The following is a 21,407-nucleotide window of genomic DNA, read 5'->3' as shown; positions in this document are numbered from 1 at the left end:
CGGGGGCGTCCCCGCGGCGGCCCGAACACCGTGCGGAAGGGGTGTCTCCCACCGGGCGACACCCCTTCCGGCGATCATCAAGCGGGTGCGGCCTGCGCTCCTCCCGACGAGCATGGAGGCACCGAGCGGCGCACCCGGGACCGACGGCGGGAAGGCACCATGTTCAAGGCTCTGATCATCGGCGGATCCCTCGGAGGGCTCGCAGCCGCCCACGAGATGCGGGCCGTCGGGGCCGATGCGGCTGTGTACGAGCGTTCCGCCGGCCGGATGGAGGCCCGCGGTGCCGGTATCGTCATGCAGCCCGAGGTGGAGGCACTGCTGGTCCGCCTCGGCATGTCCGCGGGCTCGGTGAGTGTGGAGCTGCACGAACGCCAGCAGCTCCATATCCACGGCCGTCCCGCCCGCTATGCGGCGCCCCAGCTGATGACCGCCTGGGACACGCTCTACCGGGCGCTGCGGGACCCCCTGGCCGGGGTCTGCTACCGCCTCGACAGCGCGCTGCGGCGGGTCGGGGTGGAAGGCTTCGAGGTCACGGCGGAGTTCGCCGACGGGTACACCGCACGGGGCGACTTCCTCGTGGCCGCCGACGGCATCGGTTCGGCGACTCGTCGACTGCTCGATCCCGCCGTCCGCCCCGGGTACGCCGGGGATGTGGCCTGGCGGGGCCTGGAGCCGGAATCGGCCCTGCCCGAGGATCTGCGGGACCTGCTGACGGACCGGTTCACCTTCTTCGTCTCGCCGTGACCTTGACCCACGACCGCACCTCCGAAGGCGAGCGTCTCCTGCCCTCGGTCACCCCGTCGGCGCGCTGATCTCCCGCTTGAGGATCTTGCCGGTGGGGCCGGTCGGCAGGGTTTCCACGAGCCACACCAGGCGCGGGTACTTGTACGCCGCCACGCGGTCCTTGACGAACTGCCGAAGCTCCTCGGCGTCGGCCCGGGCGCCCTTGCGCAGCACCACCGCGGCCGCGATCTCCTCGCCGAGCCGCTCGTGCTCCACGCCCACCACGGCCGCGAGCGCGACGGCCGGGTGCTCGTGCAGCACCTCCTCGATCTCGCGCGGGTAGACGTTGTACCCGCCACGGATGATCATGTCCTTCTTGCGATCGACGATGTAGAGGTAGCCGTCCTCGTCCTGGCGGGCGAGGTCGCCGGAGCGCAGCCAGCCGTCGGGGACGGCGGCCGCGGTCGCCTCGGGCAGATTCCAGTACCCCTTCATCACGTTGGGTCCCCGCACGGCCAGCTCACCGACCTCGCCGGGGCCAACATCCCGCCCCTCGTCGTCGAGCAGCCGGACCTCCACGTCCTGGATCGGGGTACCGATGGACCCGGCCTTGCGGGGCCGGTCGAGGTGGTTGAAGGTGACCACCGGGCTGGTCTCGGACATGCCGAAGCCCTCCAGGACCGGGCAGCCGAACCGCCGCTCGAAACCGTGCAGGACCTCCACCGGCAGCGAGGCACCCCCGGAGAGGCACATCCGCAGCGTCGGCACATCCACCTCCGCCCGATGCTGAAGCAGCGCCGCGTACATCGTCGGGACCCCGTCGAAGACCGTGGCCCCGTCCCGGACGATGGCCTCCAGAACGGTCCCCGGGTCGAAACGCGGGATCAGGGTGAGCGAGGCGCCACTGTGGACGGCCACGCTCATGGCGCAGATCTGGCCGAAGATATGGAACAGCGGCAGACAGCCGACCACCACGTCCTGCGCCGTCATCCGCTGCACGTGTTCGGTGTTGACCTCGGTGTTGTGCCGCAGTCCGGCATGGGTGAGCGCGGCGCCCTTGGGCCGTCCCGTGGTGCCGGAGGTGTACAGCAGTACGGCCACGTCGTCGCCGGCCGTCTCCGTCACCGCCTTGAGCGGCTCGTGCCCGGACAGCAGCCCGGCGAAGGAAGCGGGCTCGACGACGATGTGCCGCGTGCCCGCGGCCGCCGCTCCCTGCTCCCCTTCGCCCGGCGCCCGGTACCACTCGAACAGCACTGCCGCGCCCGAGTCCCCGAGCTGGTACCCGGTCTCCCGCGCCTTCAGCAGCGGGTTCATCGGCACGACGATGGCCCCGGCGCGCAGGATGCCGTAGTAGAGCACGACGAACTCGGGGACGTTCGGCAGCATCAGGGCCACCCGGTCGCCGGGCCGCACACCCTCGGCGCGCAGCAGTGCCGCGACCCGGGCACTGCGCTCGTCCAGCTCGGCGTACGTGGTGATCTGCGTGTCCAGACGCAGCGCGGGACGCTCCGGCTGCCGTTGTGCCGTCCGTGTGAGGAACTCCGCCAGATTGGGCATGACCCAGCCTCCACGCATGTCGCCGCTGAACTCCGCTGTTCACGTGCACGACATCGTGCAGTGGCCGACTGCCACGATCCATGGGGCGGGCGACAGAGTCGCCTCCCCGGCTTTGTTCCCGGGAACAAAAACAGGGCGTTACACTGCGCCGATGGATTTCGTGGGTGTGGCCGGGGCGCTCCATGCACGGCTGCCGGAACTCGGTGAGCGCATCGCGGAGCGCATCCGCGCGGATGTCGTCGCCTACCAGGACGAGGCGCTCATCCCCTTCGACTCGCTCCGGCACTCGTGCACGGCCAACACCGACCTGGTCCTCAGACATCTGTGTGACGCCGCCACGCCGGACCCTCTCCCGGCCCGGGAGACCGGCCGGGTCCGCGCGGAACAGGGCATGCCACTGGCCGACGCCCTGCACGCCTACCGGATCGGCTTCGAGTTCCTGTGGTCGGAGATCCTTGAGGAGGCCTATCGCCATCCGGACGTCTCGGACGCCCAGTTGGTGGCTCACTCCGCCGAGATCTGGTCGCTGTTCGGCCGCTACGCCGAGGCGGTGGCGGAGGCCCATCGCGAGACCACCGCCGAACTCACCCTGCAACGGCAGGCCCGGCGGTCCGCGCTGGTGGAAGCGCTGTTCACCGGCGTCATCGCCGACCGCACCACGCTCTGGGAGGCGGCCCGAGAACTGGGCCTGCCCGAACACGGACCGTACGCGGTCGTCGCGGCCGAATCCGCGGCACCCGGCACCGAGCCGCTGGTCGGTATCGAATCCGCGCTCCGCCAGGCCCATCTTCCCTCCGCCTGGCGGCTGTTGCCGGATCAGCAGATCGGGCTGGTCGCCCTGACCACGCAGACGGCGGAGACCACCGGCCTGCGCATTCTGCGCCGGGCCCACGCCCGGGTGGGCGTCAGCCCCGGCTTCCAGTCCCTGCGCGAGACACCCCAGGCCCTGCGCTTCGCCCGGCTGGCCCTCGCCAGCCTGCCCGGCAGCGGCCCAGGGGTCGCCCGCTTCGACGACAGACCCCTGGCGATGGTCGTGGCCGCCGCCCCGGCAGAGGCGTCCCATCTGGTGAAGGTCGCATTCGGACCCCTCCTCGACCTCCCGGCCGCGGAACGAGCCCGCCTCCTGGCCACACTGGAGCACTGGTTCGCCGCGGCCGGCTCCGTCGCCGACGCGGCCGAGGAGCTGTTCGTCCACCCCAACACCGTCCGCTACCGGCTGCGCCGTATCGAGGAACTCACCGGCCGGTCCCTGTCCGACCCGCGCACAGCGACGGATTTCGGCGCCGCGCTCCTCGCCGTGCGGGGCCCCGCCCAGGAGCAGCGGCGGACCTGACAGGGGTCATTCGATCCGGCGGGTCTCCCGGCCGTCGCGAGGGTCGTGCCGGCTGTCCGGACTCGGCACCGACGGACGATGACCGGCCCCGTCGTCGGCCCGGTCGGTACCGGATCCGGGTCCGCCGCCGACGGCCGGGGCCGAGCGGGCGGGTGCCTCGGCCGGGGCGTCGAGGGCGCGGGATCCGGGCTCCGGCGCCTTGGCCGGCCGTTGCGGGGCGGAGCGGCGCTTGCGGAGCAGCAGCCGTCGCCCGGGACGTTCCACCGCCTCGTACAGAACCCAGGCCAGCCCGAGCGACAGGGCGAACGCGACGGCGGTGACGGCGAGCGCCGTCGGCAGCCCGAAGCGGGGGGAGGGGCCCAGCAGGTGGGTGCCGGCGCGCAGCACCAGCAGATGGACCATGTAGAAGGCGAACGAGAGTTCCCCCAGGCGCACCAGCCGCCGATGCCGCCACAGCGAGGGCAGGTCCCGCAGGTCCGCGACGGCCGCGGCCGGGATGAGCAGAGCGAAGCCGATGAGGGTGCAGGGGGTGGCCGGGTACCCGGCGGTGACCTGAGGGACGAAGAAGTAGCCGATGATCGCCACGGCGAGTGAGGCCTCCAGGCCGGGGCCCCGCCAGCGGTCGAGGATCACCAGGCGTGCCACGGCGGCGCCGAGGACGAACTCCGGCAGACGCGCGGCGGGCAGTGAATTGACCGGCTGGCTCAGCCACTGGTGGGCGTCCACCCGGCTCAGGACCACGACTGTCAGCACCGACACCCCGGCCAGCGCCACCGCTCCCCGGGCGCCCAGACGCCGCACCAGCAGCGCCAGCAGCGGGAAGGCGGCGTAGAAGAACGCTTCGCAGGCCAGGGACCAGCTGACCGGGTCCAGTGTCTGCCACCACGGTCGCCACCAGGAGTGCACCAGCAGAACGTTCGCCACTCCCTGAAGCGGTTCCGGTCTTGCCCCATGGTCCAGCGTGCAGGCCATGAGCAGCGCGATCGCCACGGTGACGAGATGGACCGGATAGATACGGGCGATGCGGCGCCGCCAGAAGGTGAGCGTCCGGTCGCCCGGCCGAGCGGACCACATCAGGACGAATCCTGACAGAACGAAGAAGAACGACACTCCGGTCGCGCCCGCCCCGAATCCCCACGTCATGATGCGGCCGCCGGTGCCGCCGAAGTAGCCGAAGTTGCGCACGTGCAGTCCGAAGACCAGGAGCGCGGCCATCCACCGCAGCCCGGTCAGGGACGGCAGCGAGGGCACCGACGAGCGCGGGGGAGTTCTGGGGGTGGCCGCAGTGGCGGTGGCGGGCAGCGTCCGGGTCGCCCTGGTCGCCGTCGTCATCGTCGTCACCTGCCGGGGGTTTGGGAATAGGGCATGAGAGGGAACGTTGCCAGTTCAGGGCGTTTCATTCGGGTGGGGTTGCGCACGTCACACCGAATCCCTACGTCGCTGCACGGCCGGGCCCGGGTCAGCAGGGCTTGCGCCACACGCCCAGCTCCGGCTTCTTCAGCATCGACGACAGCTTCAACCGACGGGACTCGGCGCAGAACTTCTCGGTCGGCTCGGCGTATTCGACGTGGAAGACCGCCTTGCCGGCCTTGATGAACGGAGTGAGCTGGGCGCACTCGTCGTACTGGGCGCACTCCTCGTTCACTGCGAAGTCGAAGTCGCGCACGAGGCGCGGGATCTGCGGGAGGTCGTTCTTGAGGCCGACCGACAGTCCGCGCTCGTGGGCGAGGTCCGCGATCATGCGGTTGTAGGCGAGTTGGTCACGCGCGATGAGCGGGAAGCCGGTCTTGTTGCCGTAGCCCTCGACCAGATCCGGCTCCACCGCGTCGAAGCCTTTGGTACGGCACATGTCGAAGCGCCGCGCCATGATCGGGCGCAGCACCGAGCGGCGGCGGATGTCCAGCCATCGTTCGCCCGACCAGCCGTTGGACCTCCCGAGCAGCGAGCGCGGGAAGACGTCCTTGTCGGGACGGAAGTCCTCCCAGGCGCCCACGTTGACATAGCAGATCACCTTGCGTCCGGCGCGGTGCAGACGGGCCACGTCCGCCGCGGAGTTCTCGAAGCCGTCGATGTCGTAGACGGGTACGTCGGCCGAGGCATCGACCTTCCCGTCGAGCTGCCACTGCCAGGCCAGTCCGGGGTGTGGCCGCCAGGGGGCCTTCGCCGGCCGGTCGCCGTCGCGCGCGCCGTCCGTGGCGTGCCCGCCGTCCGTGGCAGAACATCCGGTCAGTACGGATGCCGCCACCGCGGCCGCCAGGGTGACGCGGGCGCATACCGTGCTCTTCATCGCTCCATCTCGGTCAGTGCGGGGGTCAACTCGGCCCAGGGGTTGGGAGGTTCGCCGGTCACAGGACCGCAGACCGCCGCGCCGCGTTCGTGCGCGGTGCGCACGGCGAGCGGCACCAGGGCCTCAGGCACCCCGTACACAAGATGGCAGAACCGCTCGGAAGGTTGCCGCGCAGTCCACCGTGGTCTGCTGAACGCCGACACATACGTCGACCAGTGGCCCTCGAAGGTGACGGTGAGGTCGGCGAGCCGGGCGTATCCGGGCGCCGGGTGAACTCCCGGATTGAGCACGACCGTTCTCGCGCCGAGCCGGCGCACGGAGCGGACCAGCCGACGGCACGCCGGCAGCCCGCCCGGTGTCGCGGTCACCCGGTCCAGGAAGCAGCCGTCGGCCGCGTACCACCGCTGGTGCCGGCGCAGGTCCTCGGCGATCTCGGCACGGTCGCGGTGGCCGTAGTCGGTGTCCACATAGCCGAGCAGCCGGGCCCCGGCCGCCCGCAACGCCTCGGCCACCGCGGTGAACGCCCGGTCCGGGTCCGTGCCCGGTCCGTTCGCGGGGTTCAGCACGATGGCGTAGGTGCGGGCCGCGGCCGTGATCAGACGGTGCCAGGCGCCCGGATCCTCGGCGGGGTGCACGTACAGCGGAACCAGCAGGGTCACAGGGCGTGCTCGCCTTCCGGATGGGGGCGGGAGTCCTCGGCCGTGGCCGCCCAGAGCGTGGCGAGCGCGTCGTCCAGAGTGCGGGACGGCCGCCAGCCGAGGGCCTCGTTCGCGGCGGTGATGTCCGAACACTGCCAGGACACGTCGGCCGAGCGCACCGACCCCCCCGCGTTCTCCTCGATCCGCCCCCGGAAACCCGCCGTGCGGGCCAGTCCCCGCACAAGTTCCCGAACCGCGACGGCATGGCCTGCGCCGATGTTGAGGACCGGGGGCAGCGGGCCCGGCGCGGCCACCGCCAGTTCCGCCGCCCGGACGACATCGCGCACGTCCACGAAGTCGCGGTACGCCGACAGATCGCCGAGCCGCAACACCGCCTCCGGGTCCGCTCCGGCCGCGCGCAGCAGCGCGGCCATCCGGCCCGGCAGCCCGGTGGACGGCGCACCGGGCCCCACCGGGTTGCCCACCCGCAGCACCACCGCGTCCAGGCCCGAGGCGGTCACGGCGACCGTGCCCGCGAGCTTGGTCGCACCGTACGGGGTGACCGGCCGGGTGGCCGCCGACTCCGTCACCCGGGTGTCCCGGACGCCCGGGCCGTACTCGGCGGCCGAGCCCAGATGGACCAGGCGCGCCGCGGGCGCCGCCTCCCGCAGCGCGGCACACAGCACCGCGGGACCACGGGCGTTGACCTCGGCGAGGGTCACGGCGTCGCCGCCGGTGGCGCCCGCGCAGTTGACCACCGCGTCGGGCGCCGCCGACGCCAGGGTCCGCGCGAGGGCCTCGGGCCGGTCGCAGGCGAGGTCGACGGCGAAGTCGGCGCCGGGCGAACGGCCACCGCCGAGGACCAGCGCACCCGGCCGGGCCCGCAGCCGTTCGACGAGGTGACCGCCCAGATACCCGGTTCCGCCCAGGACGAGAATGCGCATGTGGTGCTCAGGCTCCCTTGAGCAGAAGCGACTTGCGGGTGGTGAACTCGGCGTTGGCCCGGTCGTAGTCGTCCGGGCGGCCGATGTCCAGCCAGTAGCCGTCGAAATCGTAGGCGTGCGGCGGTCTCTGAGCCGACAGCAGGTCGAGCACCAGCTCGTCGAAGCCCAGCGGCAGCCCGGGGGTGTAGCCGTCGAGCGTCCTACGGGAGACCCCATAGACCCCCATGGAGACGCGGTAGTCCATGCTGGGCTTCTCGGTGAAGGCGACGACCTTGCTGGACTCCGTGGTGAGCACTCCGAAGTCGATGTGCACCTTGCGGGCGTACGTGGCGATGGTCAGCGGTGCGCCGGAGTCCCGGTGCGTGCGCAGCACGTCGGCGTAGTCCAGGTCGGTCAGGACGTCGCCGTTCATCACCAGGAACGTCTCGGGCAGCCGGTCGCGCAGGTTCAGCAACGGGCCCATGGTGCCGAGCGGGCTCTCCTCGGTGGCGTAGTCGACGGTCAGGCCCCACTGGGAGCCGTCACCGACGTAGGCGCGGATGATCTCGCCGAGATGGCCGATGGCGAGCGTGCAGTGGGTGAAGCCGGCCGTGGAGAGCTGGCGCAGCACGATCTCCAGGATGGCGTGCTCGTCGCCGATGGGGACGAGCGGCTTGGGCAGCGCGGTGGTGTAGGGCCGCAGCCGGACGCCCTTGCCTCCCGCCAGGATCACTGCGTGCATGGGGCTCCTCCTTCGTGGGTGCCGGGGAACGACGTGCCGGTCGGGGTCAGATGTTGTAGATGCCGGTCTTGTACCGGGCGAGGTTGGCCGGGTCGCGGAAGAACTCCACGGTGTGCGCGAGGCCTTCCTCCAGCGTGTGGGCGGGCCGCCAGCCTGTCGCCGCGGCGAGCCGGGAGGCGTCCGCGACCAGCCGCATCACCTCCGAGTTCGCGGGCCGGATGCGTTCCTCGTCCTCCCGTACGTCCAGCGGGGTGTCCATCACCTTGCCGATCAGCGCGACCAGGTCGCCCACCGAGATCTCCCCGCCGGTACCGGCGTTGAAGGTACGGCCCACGACCCGCTCGGCCGGTGCGCCGCCCACCGCGAGGAACGCCTGCGCGGTGTCCTTGACGAAGGTGAAGTCCCGCGTGGGACGCAGATCCCCGAGGGCGATCGTGCGCTTCCCCGCCGCCACCTGGCCGATGACGGTGGGGATCACCGCGCGCATCGACTGACGCGGCCCGAAGGTGTTGAACGGTCTGAGCGTCACCACCGGCGTGTCGAAGCTGGCATGGTAGCTGTCGGCCAGCCGGTCCCCGCCCGCCTTCGAAGCGGCGTACGGGGACTGGGTGTTGATGGGGTGGTCCTCGGTGATCGGCACGGTCTGCGCGGTGCCGTACGTCTCGCTGGTGGAGGTGTGCACCAGCCGGGGCGTGCCGAGGGCGCGCACCGCCTCCAGCACGTTCAGCGTGCCGGTGACATTGGTGTCCACATAACTGTGCGGCGCCCGGTAGGAGTACGGGATCGCGATGAGCGCGGCCAGGTGGTAGGCGGCATCGGCGCCTTCGAGCAGGCTGCGGACCGAGCCGGGGTCACGGACGTCGCCCAGGACGATCTCCACCTGGTCGAGGACGTCCGGGGCGAGCGTCTCCAGCCAGCCGTAGGAGGAGAAGGAGTTGTACAGGACCATGGCCCTGACCCGGTGCCCGGAGGCGACCAGCGCCTCGGTGAGATGGGAGCCGATGAAGCCCTCGGCTCCGGTGACGGCGGCGAGCGGTGCGGAGGTCAACTCGTGTTTCCTTCCGATGGGTTGGGTGGGCGTGGTGGTGCGGGGACGCGCGGTGCCCCGTGCGGCACCCGGAGGGCGGCACGGGCAGCGCGCACAGGCCGGTTCATCAGGCGTGCGGGGCGGGCCGTCCCAGCAGGCGCAGCGCGCACACCGCCAGACACAGCGCGGCGGCGCCGCAGCCGAGCGGCAGGATCGCCGGGCCCGGTGGCAGGCGGAGCAGCGTGACCGTCCCGGCGGCGGCCGCGGCCGCGAGGCAGATCACCGCCGAGGGCCAGGCCGCCCCGAACGCCTGGAGCAGCAGCGCGGTCCACAGGGTGGCCGCAAGGAGCAGCAGCGCGGTCGGCTCGGCCCCGGTCAGCAGGGCGGCGGGCAGCAGCGGAAGGACGTAGGCGAGGAGACAGAGGCCGAGAACGCCAGCCGAACGCAGCAGAAATCCGGCGGGTGTCGCGGTCGCGCGCAGCGCGGACACCGACAGCCCTCGGTAGCGGTACAGCAGCCATTCCGCCGGTCCCATGCTCACGGTCAGCACGATCACGGCGTACGGCTCCCGTCGCCCCTCCAACAGCACCAGCGTGCCCGCGGCCAGTCCGAACAGGCCGTACGGCAGCGACGACAGCAGCCGCGGTCGGCTGCCGCCGACCGCGGGCGGGGTGGCGAGGACCTGCCTCAGGGCCAGGCCTGCGGCGGCCGGCGTCCCGGCCAGCGCCAGCATCGGCAGTCCGACCCGCAGCGGTGCGCCCGGCTCCCACCACGGGAGTACGGCGGTCCCTGCGACCAGCGGCGACAATGCGGCCAGCAGCAGCCGTTCCCGGCCCAGCACCAGCAGGACGCCCGCTGCCGCCAGGTACAGCGACTGTGCGGCCGCCGCCAGGGTGACCGGGCCGCCCCCGGCGGGCAGGGCGGCGAGTGCCGTGGCCAGCGCCGCCCCCGTCGGCGCGCCGGTCAGGAGCGTCCGCCCGGCCTCCCGGCGCCCGGCCGCCATCCGCAGATGGGCACGGTGGCCCAGAGCCTGCCCCCAGGCCCAGGACACGAGTCCGGCCACCACGAGCACGGCGGCGTGCCGGCCGGGATGCCACAGGGGTGCGGTGAGCAGATACGCCAGCCCCGGCAGCGCGAACAGCACGCCCCGCAGCAGACAGCGCACGGCGTCCGGACGCCAGGGGTCGGGCACCGGCGCGGGCTCGGGAAAGACCCGTGGCACCCGCTCGTAGAGCGCGGCGGCGAGCGAGAACAGGTTCGGATGCCCGTACCGCTCTCTGATCACGTCAGCGGACAGGCCCTCCGCCTCCAGCAGCGCGGCCACCTCGTAGGGATGGACTGCGGGACCGATGCGGTCGGCCAGTTCGGCGGCCAGTCGGCTGACGGCGTCCTCGTCGGGGCCCTGCCCCGGCTGCCGCAGCGTGAGGGTGCTGTCGTCGGCCGGGCGGGGACGCGGCGCACGTCTCCTGGTTCCGGCCAACCGCAGTGCCAGCGTGTCCTGTTCGGTCCCGCCCGGCTCCAGCGCCATCGGCCCGCTCATCCGGCCAGACTCCTCGCGTCGGCGGCCACCGAGGCCGGGGCGTCCGCGTCGGCCGCCGCCCCCGGACGCGTGGGCGTGGGCACAACTGCCGATTTGGACGGAGCCGGGGAGGGAGCCGGGGACGGCGAAGGCGATGGAGACACGTACGCCGATGAGGTACGGGGGAGTGCCGCCAGTTCCAGGTAGATGGCGCGGAAGGTGTCGATGGTCTGCCGCAGGGTGAACCGCTCGATCACCCGCAACCGCGCCGCCTCGCCCATCGCCCGGCGGCGCCCGGGCGCGCCCAGCAGCTCCAGCGCCGCCGCGGCCATGGCCGCGGGATCGCGCGGCGGCACCACGAGGCCGGTGTCGCCGACGGCCTCCCGCACTCCGCCGACGTCGGTGGAGACGGTCGCCCGCCCGCACGACATGGCCTCGATCAGGGTGAACGGAAAACCTTCGCTGATGCTGGAGAGCATCACGACGTTGCCCGCCGCGTAGGCGTCCTTGATGTCGTCGACCCGGCCCTCGAAGGTGACGGCGTCCGCGTGCCCGAGTCCGGCGGCCAGCGCCTCGCACCGCTCCCGGTAGGCCTCCCCGCCACGGGGCGTCCCGCCGAACAGCCGGAGCCGGGCCCCGGGTATGCGCTCCCGGACGAGGGAGAACGCGCGGATGAGGGTCTCCAGGTCCTTGATCGGGTCGACTCGGCCGGCCCAACTGAGAGTGGGTGCCTCCGGTTCGGGTCCGGCCGGCGGGAACGCGGCGGGGTCCACGCCGTTGTACACGGTGCGGATGGACTCCGGGGCGGCGCCGCCCTGTTCCTCCCACAGCCGGTTGTAACGGTTGCCCGGTGTGATCAGGGCCGCCCGGCGGTAGCTCTCCTCCGCCAGCAACCGGAAGAAGCCGAGGACGACGGCCTTCACCGGCCAGCGATAGGGGGCGGTGCGGTAACCGAGGTAACGTTCCCGCAGATAGACCCCGTGCTCGGTCAACAGCAGCGGAACGCCGTACCGTTCCAGCCCGGCCAGACCCGGCAGGACGGCGACGCCGCCGCTGACCGCGTGCGCGACCCCGTCCCGCGGCGGCGGCGCGGCCAGGGGACGCAGGGCGTGTTCCAACAGGGCGGTGGCGGTCAGCGCGTCGTGCAGGGTCGGGCGGGCCTCGCGTACGGCCAGGCCCGGACGGTTCCACACCCCGCTCAGGATCGCGACCGCCCGGTCGCCGCGCAGGAACGGGCTGAGCGCCCCGTCCGCCGCGGCCCGTGCCAGGTCGTACAGGGCCGGGGCGAAGCCGTCCTCGGCACAGGGATCGAGCAGCGCGGTCAGGAACCGCTCATAGGCGGTGACGAGCCGGTTGCGAGCGCGACCTCGCGGCGCCCGGCCCTCCGGTGGGGCGCCCCACATCGGGACGGACCGGACGCTCGCGACCTGGGCGGGCAGGTCCCACACGACGGGCTCGCGTCCGGTGCCGGTGACGGCGAGGACGTCGAAGTCGAGGTCGGGCATGCCCTGGACGAGCTGGTCGCACCAGACGCTGACGCCGCCGTGACTGTGCGGGTAGGTGCCTTCGGTGAGCAGAGTGACGCGCGTCGCGCCGGGGCGTCGCGCGCCGTGGTGAACGTGCATCGATGTGCTCCACGGCCGAGGTGTGGGGTGGTCGTGCCGGTCCCGGCCGCCGGTGGGCGGCCGGGACCTTCGGTCGGTGCGCCGTTCAGTGGTCCGCGGTGAAGGGGACCTGTCGCTCGACCCCCACGGGGACGCGGGTGCCGGGGGCGGGGCCGGTGGCCCGGACGGGCCGGGTGGCATGGGCGGCCGGGGCCGCGGCGGAGGCCGGCAGGGTGAGGCTGAGCGGGGAGCCGGACGAGGGCGCCCAGCCGGACACCTCGCCCGCGTACGCCGTGCCGAAGGCACCGCCCGCCAGTTGGGTGCCACTGGGCAGGGTCGCGGTGGCCGCCACGCCGCTCGGCGCCTGGATCGTCACGGTGCCGCCCACGCGATAGGCGGTGACCTGCCCGGCCCGCAGGGCGGCCTGCCAGGCGGCGCGCCGCTGCAACTCGGTGCCGATGTCCTTCATCCGGAGGTTCACCACGGGGGTGTTGTCCGAGAACAGGGCGTCGTACCCGTCGAGGACACCGCTCAGGACCGGGTAGCCGATACGGTCCTCGGCCAGGTTGGACTGGTGGATGAAGTGCGGCTTGGGATCGTTGGACAGCACATGGCCGAGGGCGATCCGGGTCTCCAGCGGGACGATGTGGTCGCTGTAGCCGGTGGCGGTGTCCAGGGGTGCCGGCAGACAGGTGGTGGTGGCCGGGTTGTCCTCGCAGGTGCCGCTTCCGCCCTGGGCGCGGCTGGTGTACAGCCAGTTGTACTCGTCGACCTGCTCGGCCTTGTGGCCGGCGTTGTAGAAGATGTTCATCGGGTAGCGGGGGACCGTCAGGGCCGCACCGACGGGGCGCTGCCCGGACTCGCGCGAGTTGTCCGAGGCGAGCCAGGTGACGTGGTTGTCGGCGAGGGCGGGGGCGAGATCGGGGTTGTCGTCGGGCTGCTGCGGCAGCACTTTCAGCCCCGAGTGCTCACCGGTGACCAACTCGCTGCCGTCCAGCGGAAGTCCGGCGGCGACCCCCCAGGCCCGGTTGTTCGCGATCTCGTCGGAGATGGTGGTGCGGCTGACCCATGTGGTGCTGCCGTCGGCGCCGGTGACGCATCTCCAGGGCACCACGGTGGTGTCCTGCTCGCAGCCGAGGAAGGCGTGCGTGTAGGTGTGGTTGACCCAGCGGAACTGGTCACGGTCGGCGATCAGTTTGTCGGCGAGCTGGTCCACGCCGTTGTTGTCCTCGCGCTGGTCCACGCTGCCGGAGCCGTTGAAGACCATGTCGAGGGTGAAGTGGTGGCTCTTCTGCCAGGCGGTGGCGTAGTCGACGTCCGCGGAGGTCATGCGGATCGGGTTCGGTGTGCCCGCGCCATTGGTGCAGTCGACGTCTCCCGGTGTGCAGTTGAGCTGGGTGTCCCAGCGGTCGTCGGCGGCGAAGACGTCGTCGACGTGCACGGCGAAGTAGTTCCGGGAAGCCCCGAGGTGGACTCCTGAGGTCATCCACTCCACGATGCCGCGGGCCAGCAGCCGGAACTGCTGCTGGTACTGGTTGTAGACGAAGGTGACGACGAGCTCGCGCCGCCCGTCGTGCCGGTACTCGCCCACCAGTGACCCCCGCTTCGACGTGCCCGGGATGGGCGCGTCGACGTACGGGGTGAAGTCCGCGCCGGCGGCGGGGGTCGAGAGATAGGCGTAACTCTCGCTCACGGTCGGGGAGTTGTCCTCGAAGGGCACCGCTCCGTCGAGATAGCCGAAGGGCCCTGCCTTGCCGGCGTCGGTCACCTCCGCCTGGACGCCGTCGAGGCTCCCGGAGTAGCCGCCGTAGGCCGGATACTGCAGGCCGGCCTCGGGGCGCGCATAGGTGTAGGCGTCGACCTGCGGGATCCCGTACGTCTGCTCGTAGGTCGCGAGCGCCGCCATCTCGGCGGAGCCCGCCGCGAACGGGTTGTCGTCGGGCAGGACCACGGCCTGGAACTTGGCGCGGGGCCGGCCGTCCACGGTGTCGGCGAGGAAACCCGCGTCGATGGCCGGCCGGTCGGACCGGCCGAGGTCGATCTCGGTGTACGGCGTTCCCGCGGCGTCCAGTTCGGCCGCGATGGCCTCGGTGGCCGGGCCGCCGTCGCTCACCAGCAGAACCCGCAGGTCGATGCGGGGTGCCGCGGTGTCGGCGTGGGCCGTTCCGGCCGGCAGGCCCAGCGCGGCGATGAGTGCGCCCACCGTCAGCGCGCTCGTGCGTATGGTCCGCTTCATGCGGTGAAGTCCCCTCCCCGGGCAGGGGTGAGTACAGCTCCCATGGAGCGGACGCACCCCCTGACGTGACGCCGGCACCCCCTCAGAAGCCGGTCGTCGACGCTCTCGTCGCGTACATGGTGATGGCTCTGTGTAGCTTTCGTGGTCCTGTGGCGAAACATGACGGAAAAGTGAAGGTGACCAACTAGGCGCCACTGCAACGGAATTCGGCATTCTGTTGCACCGGGGCCGCCCGGGCCGGAAGGGTGCGTCGAGGGTCGCGTGCGCTGGTCCGGGACCCGAGCGGCGCGCCGGCGGACCCAGGGGTCCGCCGGTCGAGGTGCCAGAGGTCCGGACCGCGGTGGGTGCCCGATCACAGGCTGAATTCAGGTCAGCCCACCGCGGAACCGGGGGTTCGTCAGGAGCAGAGCACCCGTGTGTCGGGCGAGTAGACCGGACCGCCGTTGGTGTTGGTGCTGTCGCTGAACTCGGCGTAGTAGTACGAGTAGAAGCCGATGTTGCCGTTGCAGCCGGAGTCGGCGGCGACCTTGAGCGTCAGCGTGACGGTGCGGCTCTGTCCGGGCGGGATGGTGGCGCCGTAGTTGCTGCCGAGGTTGGCCGGGCCGGTGCCGGAACAGGGGGTGCTGCCGGCCGCCGTGGCCAGGCTGCAGCCGGTGAAGCTGTACTTCAGGTCGGGGCGCTGGGTGGTCAGCCAGGTCGGGTCGATCGTCTGGTAGACGAACCAGATGTCGTAGGTCCTGTTGTTGGTGATCGTCATCGACAGGTTCACCGTGCCCCCGGGGGTGGTGGTGCTGCTGTCGGTGGCGAACGTCAGCGCGGCCGGCGCGGGATCGGCCGCGTTCGCGCTGGGGGCGAGTCCGAAGACGGCGAGGACGAAGGCAAGGGCGGCGGCGAGACCCAGGCGTCTCTTCAGAGGTGATCGCATGGCCCGGGAGGCTAGGCATGCGGCGAGCGCACCGTCTGCCCCTCCGGCGGGGCCGGCAGGGCCCGTCGGCCGGAAGTGTGCCTCATGTGAAGACCGTGCGGCGAAGGTGTGACGGCGTCCCGCTCGTCGTATACACGCACGGCACGGACGGTGCGGCGAGGCGGTCCGGCGGGCGGGCGGTCGCGGGTGCAACGGTGGCGTGGCCGGGCGCTATTGGCGCATACGGGACCTGCGGGTCGCGCGGCATGTCGGATGACTCCGGGTGTACAGGAGGATGTTCTCGGCCATGCGCACATATCCGGCCCGCACGGTGAGCCCGTTTCGATGGTGTCGCGCGTCACATCGCCCTCATGTCACAGACGGACGGGCAGCTCCCATCTCCTGGTCGTCAGCAGCGGGTGGAGGAAGGCGGAGGAATGAGCACACGACACACAGCAGGCGCCGCGACCACGCACCATGTGGTGATCCTGGGTGCGGGATACGCGGGCCTGTCCGCGGCCGTCCAGCTCGCGGCCCGCGGCACGGGGCGCGAGGACGTGCGGGTGACCGTGGTCGATGCGCAGGAGCGGTTCACCGAACGGCTTCGGCTCCACATGGCGGCGACGGGGCAGCGGCTCGCCGAGCTGAGCATCCCAGACCTGCTGGAGGGGACGGGGGCCCGATTCGTACGCGGCTGGGTGACGGCGGTCGACACGGACGCGAGGACCGTACGGATCGACGACGACCGCGAACTGCCCTACGACACACTGGTGTACGCGTTGGGCGGCGTGGCCGACACCGCGGCGCTGCCGGGCGCCGAGGAACATGCGTACACCCTCGACACGACCGGGGACGCGAAGGCACTGGCCGACCGGCTGGCACGGCTCGGCGGCGGCACGGTCGTGGTCGGCGGCACCGGACTGACCGGCGTCGAGGCGGCTGCCGAGATCGCCGAGCGGCACCCCGAGCTGAGCGTCGTGCTGCTGGGCCGGCAGCATCCGGGCACGGCCATGAACCCGAAGGCCGGGGCGTATCTGCGGTCCGCACTCCAGCGCCTGGGGGTGGAAGTACGCGGCGGGGTCGAGGTGGTCAAGGTGCTGCCTGACGGGGTCGAGCTGGCCGGCGGCGAGCACGTGGCCGCCGATGCGGTCCTCTGGACGAGCGGTACGCGGGTGTCGCCGCTCGCGGCCACCGCCGGGCTGACCGTCGACGAGCGCGGCCGTATCGTCACCGACGCCACGCTGCGGTCGGTGTCGCATTCCGAGGTGTACGCCGTGGGCGACGCGGCCGCGATCCGCCAGCGCTATGGTGTCCTGCACGGCACCTGCCAGGGCGGTATGCCCAGCGGAGTGCACGCCGCGCTGGCGATCCTCCGTGCGCTGAAAGGCAGGCGGCCCAAGCCGTTCCGCTTCGGCTACTACCACACGCCGGTGAGTCTGGGCCGGCACGATGCGGTCGTGCAGTTCACCCGGCCCGACGACTCCCCTCGACGGTTCTGCCTGACCGGCCGCATCGCCGTGCGCTACAAGGAGACGGTGACCGCTTCCCCTTGGCGCACATGGGGCCGTATGAAGAAGATGCCTTCCTCAGGTGCGCTCTGGCCGCGCGGCGGAGGCTTCACCCGGATCCGGGAGGCACGGTGACCGGCCCGTCCCCGACCATCGACCAGCAGATGTTCGTCCTTCATCGCAATCTGCTGTTCTCGGTGGCCTACCGCATCCTCGGCAGCGCGGCGGACGCCGAGGACGCGGTCCAGGACGCCTGGCTCAAGTGGTCGGCCGCCGACCGCTCGCAGGTGGCCGAACCCAAGGCCTATCTGACGCGGATCGTGTCGAACCTGGCGCTGGAACGGCTGCGCTCGACCCGGCACCAGCGGGAGACCTATGTGGGGCCGTGGCTTCCGGAGCCCATCCTCACCGGCGGGGATGCCGCCGATGCCGCCACCGTGACGGAGTCGGTGTCGATGGCGATGCTGGTGGTGCTGGAGACACTGAGCCCGCTCGAACGCGCGGTGTTCGTGCTGAAGGAGGTCTTCGACTTCAGCCATGCCGAGATCGCGGAGGCGGTGGGGCGTTCCGAAGCCGCGGTGCGGCAGGCCGTGCACCGCGCCCGCGAACATGTGCGGGCCCGGCGGCCTCGCTTCACCGCCGACCGGTCGCGGCAGCGCCACGTCACCGAGCGGTTCGTCGCCGCCGCGACCGGGGGTGACGTCAACGCGCTGATGGAGCTGTTGTCCCCGGACGTCACCCTGTGGACCGACGGGGGCGGGAAGGTGCGCCAGGCCTTGCGCCCGGTCGTGGGCGCGTCCACGGTGGCCGCCTGGTTCGCGGCCATCGGCACCGTCACCTACCAAGGCGTGGAGGCCGCCGACATGAACGCCGACCTCGCTCAGCTCAACGGAGGGCCGGGCATCGTGTTCAGCGGACCGGATCGTGTGATCGCCACGGTCACCTTCGATTTCGACGCCGACGGCCGTATCACCGCGATCCACAATGTGGCCAACCCGGACAAGCTCCAGGCTGTTGCCGACGGCACCGTTCACGACATCGCGGGGCAGCGAACGCGGTGAACGGTGCCGACCGGGCCGTCCTCGGGGATCAGGCCGACTTCGTCCGGCGGGCCGCCATCACCGCGTAGACGATGATCCCGGCGAACAGGAACAGAACACCCTGGTACACCGCCGCGTACCCGGCGCCTGCCACGAGCCACAGAGTGAAGGCGGCCGCGACCGACGCGACCGCGGCGTCCCGCGTCAGCCGCACCCGGTCGACCTGCTCGCGCCTCCCGGAGACGAGATGGAAGAGCTGTGCGGCGGTGGCCAGCAGATACGGCACGGTCGCGGTGAAGGTGGTCACGAGGACCAGGGTCTCGAAGACCCTGCCCGCGCCCGAGGTGTAGGTGGAGATCGTGAGCAGCGAGGCCAGCACGACGGTGACGGCGACGCCGACCGTGGGCACGCCTCGCCGCCGGCGTGCGAAGGCGGCGGGGAACAGGCCGTCCTGCGCGGCGGCGTACGGCGTCTGGGCGCTCAGCAGGGTCCAGCCGTTGAGGCAGCCGGTCATCGACACGAGCGCGGCGAGCGCGACGGCCCAGCCGCCCCAGGAGCCGCCGAACATCGCGTTCACGGCGTCCGAGAAGGGCGCGGTGGAGTGGACCAGGCGGTCGTGCGCGACCGTGCCGAAGACGGACAGCGTGCCCAGCAGATAGACCAGCGCCGCGCCCGTGGTGCCGATGACGGTGGCGCGCCCGACATTGCGCCGGGCGTTCTTGACCTCGCCCGCGCTGACGGCGGCGGACTCCACACCGAGGTAGGAGAAGAGCAGGACCGCGGCGGCGGCGGACACCGCCCCGACCGCGCTGCCGCCGCTCGCCTGGAACGGACCGAGGTTGTGCGGGTCGAAGAAGAACAGCCCGCCGACTGCGACCAGCAGCAGCGGCACGAACTTCAGCACGGTGGAGACGAGCTGGACCGCGCCGACGTAGCGGGTGCCAGCGAAGTTGGCGAGCGCGGGCAGCCACTGCAGGGCGAGCGCGGCCAGACACGCGCTCCAGCGGTGGTCGTTGACCGGGACCAGTACGTCGAGGTAGCCGACGGCGGCGACGGCGAGTGCCGCGTTCGACACCCAGGTGGTGATCCAGTACGCCCAGGCGGCGAGGAAGCCGGCGAAGTCGCCGAAGGCCTCGCGGGCGTAGACGTAGGGCCCACCGGTGCGCGGGTCGCGCTCGGCGAGCCGCCCGAAGACCAGGGCGAGGGCGATGGCGCCGACGGTCAGGACGCCGAAGGCGATCAGGCTGACCGTGCCGTACGGGGCGACGGAGGCCGGGAGCAGGAAGATGCCGCCGCCGATGATGTTGCCCATGACCAGGGCGGTGGCGACGGGCAGCCCGAAGCGGCGGGCGTGTCTGCCGTTGCTGCCGGTGGGGTCCTCGGCGGGGGAGGGGGCCGCGGGGGTCTCTCGCGGGGCCGGAGCCGACTGCGGGACGGTTCCGGTGTCGTGCATAGGGTGGTGCTGCCTCTCTCGAACAGGTGCCCGGGATCGCCGGGCCGGAGCCCATGGTCCGGCATGGGACGACATCGCTCCAAATCATCTGACTTTGTCCTGTAGGTCCTGTCGGACGCCGCAAAAGGTGCGCTTCCACGGGCTCTGAGCCGGGAATCGTCCAGCGGCCCGCCCGGTGCGTGCCCGGGATCCCCGCGTGAGCTGTGACACTTCCGGGGTCTGCTCCTGATCGCCCTGGCGGTCCTGGACGCCGAGGACGGCGGCACCGCCTCGTCCCCGCGACGGCCCTGCCGCACACCGGCCCAGTGGGACCGGGCACTGACGGTCGTGGACTGCACCGTCGACTCGGAGCGGGTCCGGCCGTCTGAGTGCGCCGATTGTCAGTGCCTCGTCCTACGGTTTGATCACTGGGACCTGCCGGAGAGGCCGCGGGTCCGCCCTGGGGAGGGGTCTGCCATGTCTGCCGGTTCCACGGTGTCGACGACGTATCTGGAGCTGTCGCAAGAGGGCGGCGGCGCGCACAAGTTCTACGAAGTGATCGTCGACGGCCAGGTGGTGACGGTGCGGTACGGACGGATCGGTGCCGGGGGGCAGACTCAGACGACGACGTTCGCCACGGCGGAGAAGGCGCGGAGCGCGGCCGCGAAGAAGGTCGGCGAGAAGGTCCGCAAGGGTTACGCCCCCGCCGTTCCCGGACAGACCGCCCCGCGGCCGGTGACCCGGCGTCAGGTGGCCTCGGCCCCCTCCACCGCCCGCGCGGTCGCCCCCGTGCTGTGGCGGTTCCGCACCGGTTCCTCGGCGTTCGGCATCCATGTCGACGACGAGCGCTGCTGGGTGGGCAACCAGGCGGGCGACGTCTACACCCTGGACCACGAGGGTGGCCTGCTCGCCCGGTTCAGCCTGCCGGACGGCGTGAAGTGCCTGGTCGCCGACGACTTCTGGATCTACGCGGGCTGCGACGACGGCAGGGTCTACGACCTGTCCTCGAAACTGCCGTTCGCGGCGTACGACATCGCCGCGGACGTCGACATCTTCTGGCTGGACATCCACGAGGGCGTCCTGAACGTCTCGGACCGCGCCGGCCGGCTCACCGTCATCGACCACGAGGACGAGCACCAGTGGGCCCGCCGCAGCCAGGGCGAGCACGCCTGGATGGTCCGGGCCGACGACCGTGCCGTCTACCACGGACACCACCGGGGCGTCACCGCCTACGCGCCCGACGGCGGCGGCGAGCTGTGGCACACGCCCACCCGGGGCGGCGTCCTGTTCGGCTGGCAGGAGGACGACACCGTGTACGCGGGAACGTCACACCGCGTGGTCCAGCGGCTGTCCAAGGCGACGGGAGCGATCGAGGCGACCTACACCTGTGACAGCTCGGTGTACTCGTGCGCCACCTCGCCCGGCGGGCGGTTCGTCTTCGCCGGTGACGCGGCGTCGTCCGTCTACTGCTTCGACCAGGACGGCACGCGCCTGTGGAAGCTCGGCACGGGTGACGGTTCGGCGCTGTCGATGCAGTACCGCGACGAGCGACTGTACCTGGTGACCACGGCGGGTTCACTGGTGTGCGTGGACGCGAGCGAGGCGGCCATCGCCGCGGCGCAGCAGGGCACGGTGCCGGTGGCGCGGGACATCAAGCTCGCCGCGGCCCTGCCGACCTACGCGCCGGCCACGACCGTGGGCGCGGTGGCCACCGTCGGCCACGCTCCCACCGGTGCGGTCGTCGTCGAGTGCGTCCAGGACAGCGGGCGCCTGCGCGTGCACGTGGTGTCCGAGGGCTACGACGCGTCCTGGAACGTCCAGTTCCCGCGCGCGATACGGGAGCCCGGGGCACGCTATGTCGTGGACGCACTGCACGCGGCGGCCGGCGGTTTCTACCGCGTCCGCGGTGACATCCGGCGGCTGCTGTGACCGTG

Annotated in this window: 17 protein-coding genes; 5 read left to right on the top strand and 12 right to left on the bottom strand. The window is 72.0% G+C overall.

Going from position 1 to position 21,407, the window contains the following annotated elements; all coding sequences use genetic code 11:
* The first annotated feature begins 159 nt into the window (after nucleotides 1–159).
* Complete coding sequence (locus AB0L95_RS35365) at nucleotides 160–744, top strand: FAD-dependent monooxygenase (protein WP_365169206.1); 585 nt, start codon at nucleotides 160–162, stop codon at nucleotides 742–744.
* A gap of 48 nt (nucleotides 745–792) precedes the next feature.
* Here the strand turns inward: AB0L95_RS35365 and AB0L95_RS35360 are convergent, their stop codons facing one another.
* Complete coding sequence (locus AB0L95_RS35360) at nucleotides 793–2,280, bottom strand: long-chain fatty acid--CoA ligase (RefSeq protein WP_365169203.1); 1,488 nt, start codon at nucleotides 2,278–2,280, stop codon at nucleotides 793–795.
* 151 nt (nucleotides 2,281–2,431) lie between these two features.
* Here AB0L95_RS35360 and AB0L95_RS35355 point away from each other — a divergent pair, with 151 nt between their 5' ends.
* Entirely contained in the window at nucleotides 2,432–3,613 is a 1,182-nt protein-coding gene (locus AB0L95_RS35355) for a helix-turn-helix domain-containing protein (RefSeq protein WP_365169201.1), read from the top strand.
* Between the two features lie 6 nt (nucleotides 3,614–3,619).
* Here AB0L95_RS35355 and AB0L95_RS35350 read toward each other — a convergent pair whose 3' ends face one another.
* From AB0L95_RS35350 to AB0L95_RS35305, 10 genes are all read right to left on the bottom strand, one after another.
* Entirely contained in the window at nucleotides 3,620–4,945 is a 1,326-nt protein-coding gene (locus AB0L95_RS35350) for an acyltransferase (RefSeq protein WP_365169198.1), read from the bottom strand.
* A 127-nt stretch (nucleotides 4,946–5,072) separates the two neighbouring features.
* Nucleotides 5,073–5,900 carry an endo alpha-1,4 polygalactosaminidase gene (locus AB0L95_RS35345; protein WP_365169195.1) on the bottom strand — a complete coding sequence of 276 codons (828 nt, stop codon included), beginning with the start codon at nucleotides 5,898–5,900 and terminating at the stop codon, nucleotides 5,073–5,075.
* Complete coding sequence (locus AB0L95_RS35340; RefSeq protein ID WP_365169192.1) at nucleotides 5,897–6,559, bottom strand: spherulation-specific family 4 protein; 663 nt, start codon at nucleotides 6,557–6,559, stop codon at nucleotides 5,897–5,899. Before AB0L95_RS35340 ends, AB0L95_RS35345 begins: the two co-directional genes overlap by 4 nt.
* Nucleotides 6,556–7,482, bottom strand: coding sequence for an NAD(P)-dependent oxidoreductase (locus AB0L95_RS35335; RefSeq protein WP_365169189.1), 927 nt, complete (start codon nucleotides 7,480–7,482; stop codon nucleotides 6,556–6,558). The genes AB0L95_RS35340 and AB0L95_RS35335 overlap by 4 nt, the downstream gene beginning before the upstream one ends.
* Nucleotides 7,483–7,489: 7 nt before the next feature.
* Nucleotides 7,490–8,203, bottom strand: coding sequence for a sugar phosphate nucleotidyltransferase (locus AB0L95_RS35330; protein ID WP_365169186.1), 714 nt, complete (start codon nucleotides 8,201–8,203; stop codon nucleotides 7,490–7,492).
* 46 nt (nucleotides 8,204–8,249) lie between these two features.
* Nucleotides 8,250–9,251, bottom strand: a complete 1,002-nt coding sequence (locus AB0L95_RS35325) for a GDP-mannose 4,6-dehydratase (protein ID WP_365169184.1) — start codon at nucleotides 9,249–9,251, stop codon at nucleotides 8,250–8,252.
* A 106-nt stretch (nucleotides 9,252–9,357) separates the two neighbouring features.
* On the bottom strand, nucleotides 9,358–10,770 hold the full coding sequence (locus tag AB0L95_RS35320) for a hypothetical protein (protein ID WP_365169181.1): 1,413 nt from the start codon (nucleotides 10,768–10,770) through the stop codon (nucleotides 9,358–9,360).
* Nucleotides 10,767–12,374: a GT4 family glycosyltransferase PelF gene (gene pelF, locus AB0L95_RS35315; protein ID WP_365169178.1), complete on the bottom strand. Its 1,608-nt coding sequence runs from the start codon at nucleotides 12,372–12,374 to the stop codon at nucleotides 10,767–10,769. Before pelF ends, AB0L95_RS35320 begins: the two co-directional genes overlap by 4 nt.
* Before the next feature lie 85 nt (nucleotides 12,375–12,459).
* Nucleotides 12,460–14,589: a hypothetical protein gene (locus AB0L95_RS35310; protein ID WP_365169175.1), complete on the bottom strand. Its 2,130-nt coding sequence runs from the start codon at nucleotides 14,587–14,589 to the stop codon at nucleotides 12,460–12,462.
* Nucleotides 14,590–14,986: 397 nt separating this feature from the next.
* Nucleotides 14,987–15,514, bottom strand: a complete 528-nt coding sequence (locus AB0L95_RS35305) for a hypothetical protein (RefSeq protein ID WP_365169172.1) — start codon at nucleotides 15,512–15,514, stop codon at nucleotides 14,987–14,989.
* Nucleotides 15,515–15,930: 416 nt separating this feature from the next.
* Here AB0L95_RS35305 and AB0L95_RS35300 point away from each other — a divergent pair, with 416 nt between their 5' ends.
* Nucleotides 15,931–17,136 carry an FAD-dependent oxidoreductase gene (locus tag AB0L95_RS35300; RefSeq protein ID WP_365169169.1) on the top strand — a complete coding sequence of 402 codons (1,206 nt, stop codon included), beginning with the start codon at nucleotides 15,931–15,933 and terminating at the stop codon, nucleotides 17,134–17,136.
* Nucleotides 17,137–17,165: 29 nt separating this feature from the next.
* Nucleotides 17,166–18,062 (top strand): RNA polymerase sigma-70 factor, encoded by an 897-nt coding sequence (locus tag AB0L95_RS35295; RefSeq protein ID WP_365169225.1) that lies wholly within the window; start codon nucleotides 17,166–17,168, stop codon nucleotides 18,060–18,062.
* Nucleotides 18,063–18,090: 28 nt separating this feature from the next.
* Here the strand turns inward: AB0L95_RS35295 and AB0L95_RS35290 are convergent, their stop codons facing one another.
* Nucleotides 18,091–19,494 carry an amino acid permease gene (locus AB0L95_RS35290; protein ID WP_365169167.1) on the bottom strand — a complete coding sequence of 468 codons (1,404 nt, stop codon included), beginning with the start codon at nucleotides 19,492–19,494 and terminating at the stop codon, nucleotides 18,091–18,093.
* A gap of 456 nt (nucleotides 19,495–19,950) precedes the next feature.
* Between AB0L95_RS35290 and AB0L95_RS35285 the strand changes: the two genes are divergently transcribed.
* Complete coding sequence (locus tag AB0L95_RS35285; protein WP_365169165.1) at nucleotides 19,951–21,402, top strand: WGR domain-containing protein; 1,452 nt, start codon at nucleotides 19,951–19,953, stop codon at nucleotides 21,400–21,402.
* Nucleotides 21,403–21,407: the final 5 nt, after the last annotated feature.

Source organism: Streptomyces sp. NPDC052036, from assembly GCF_040680495.1.
GTDB lineage: Bacteria > Actinomycetota > Actinomycetes > Streptomycetales > Streptomycetaceae > Streptomyces.
This window is presented reverse-complemented; position numbering and strand designations above follow the sequence as displayed.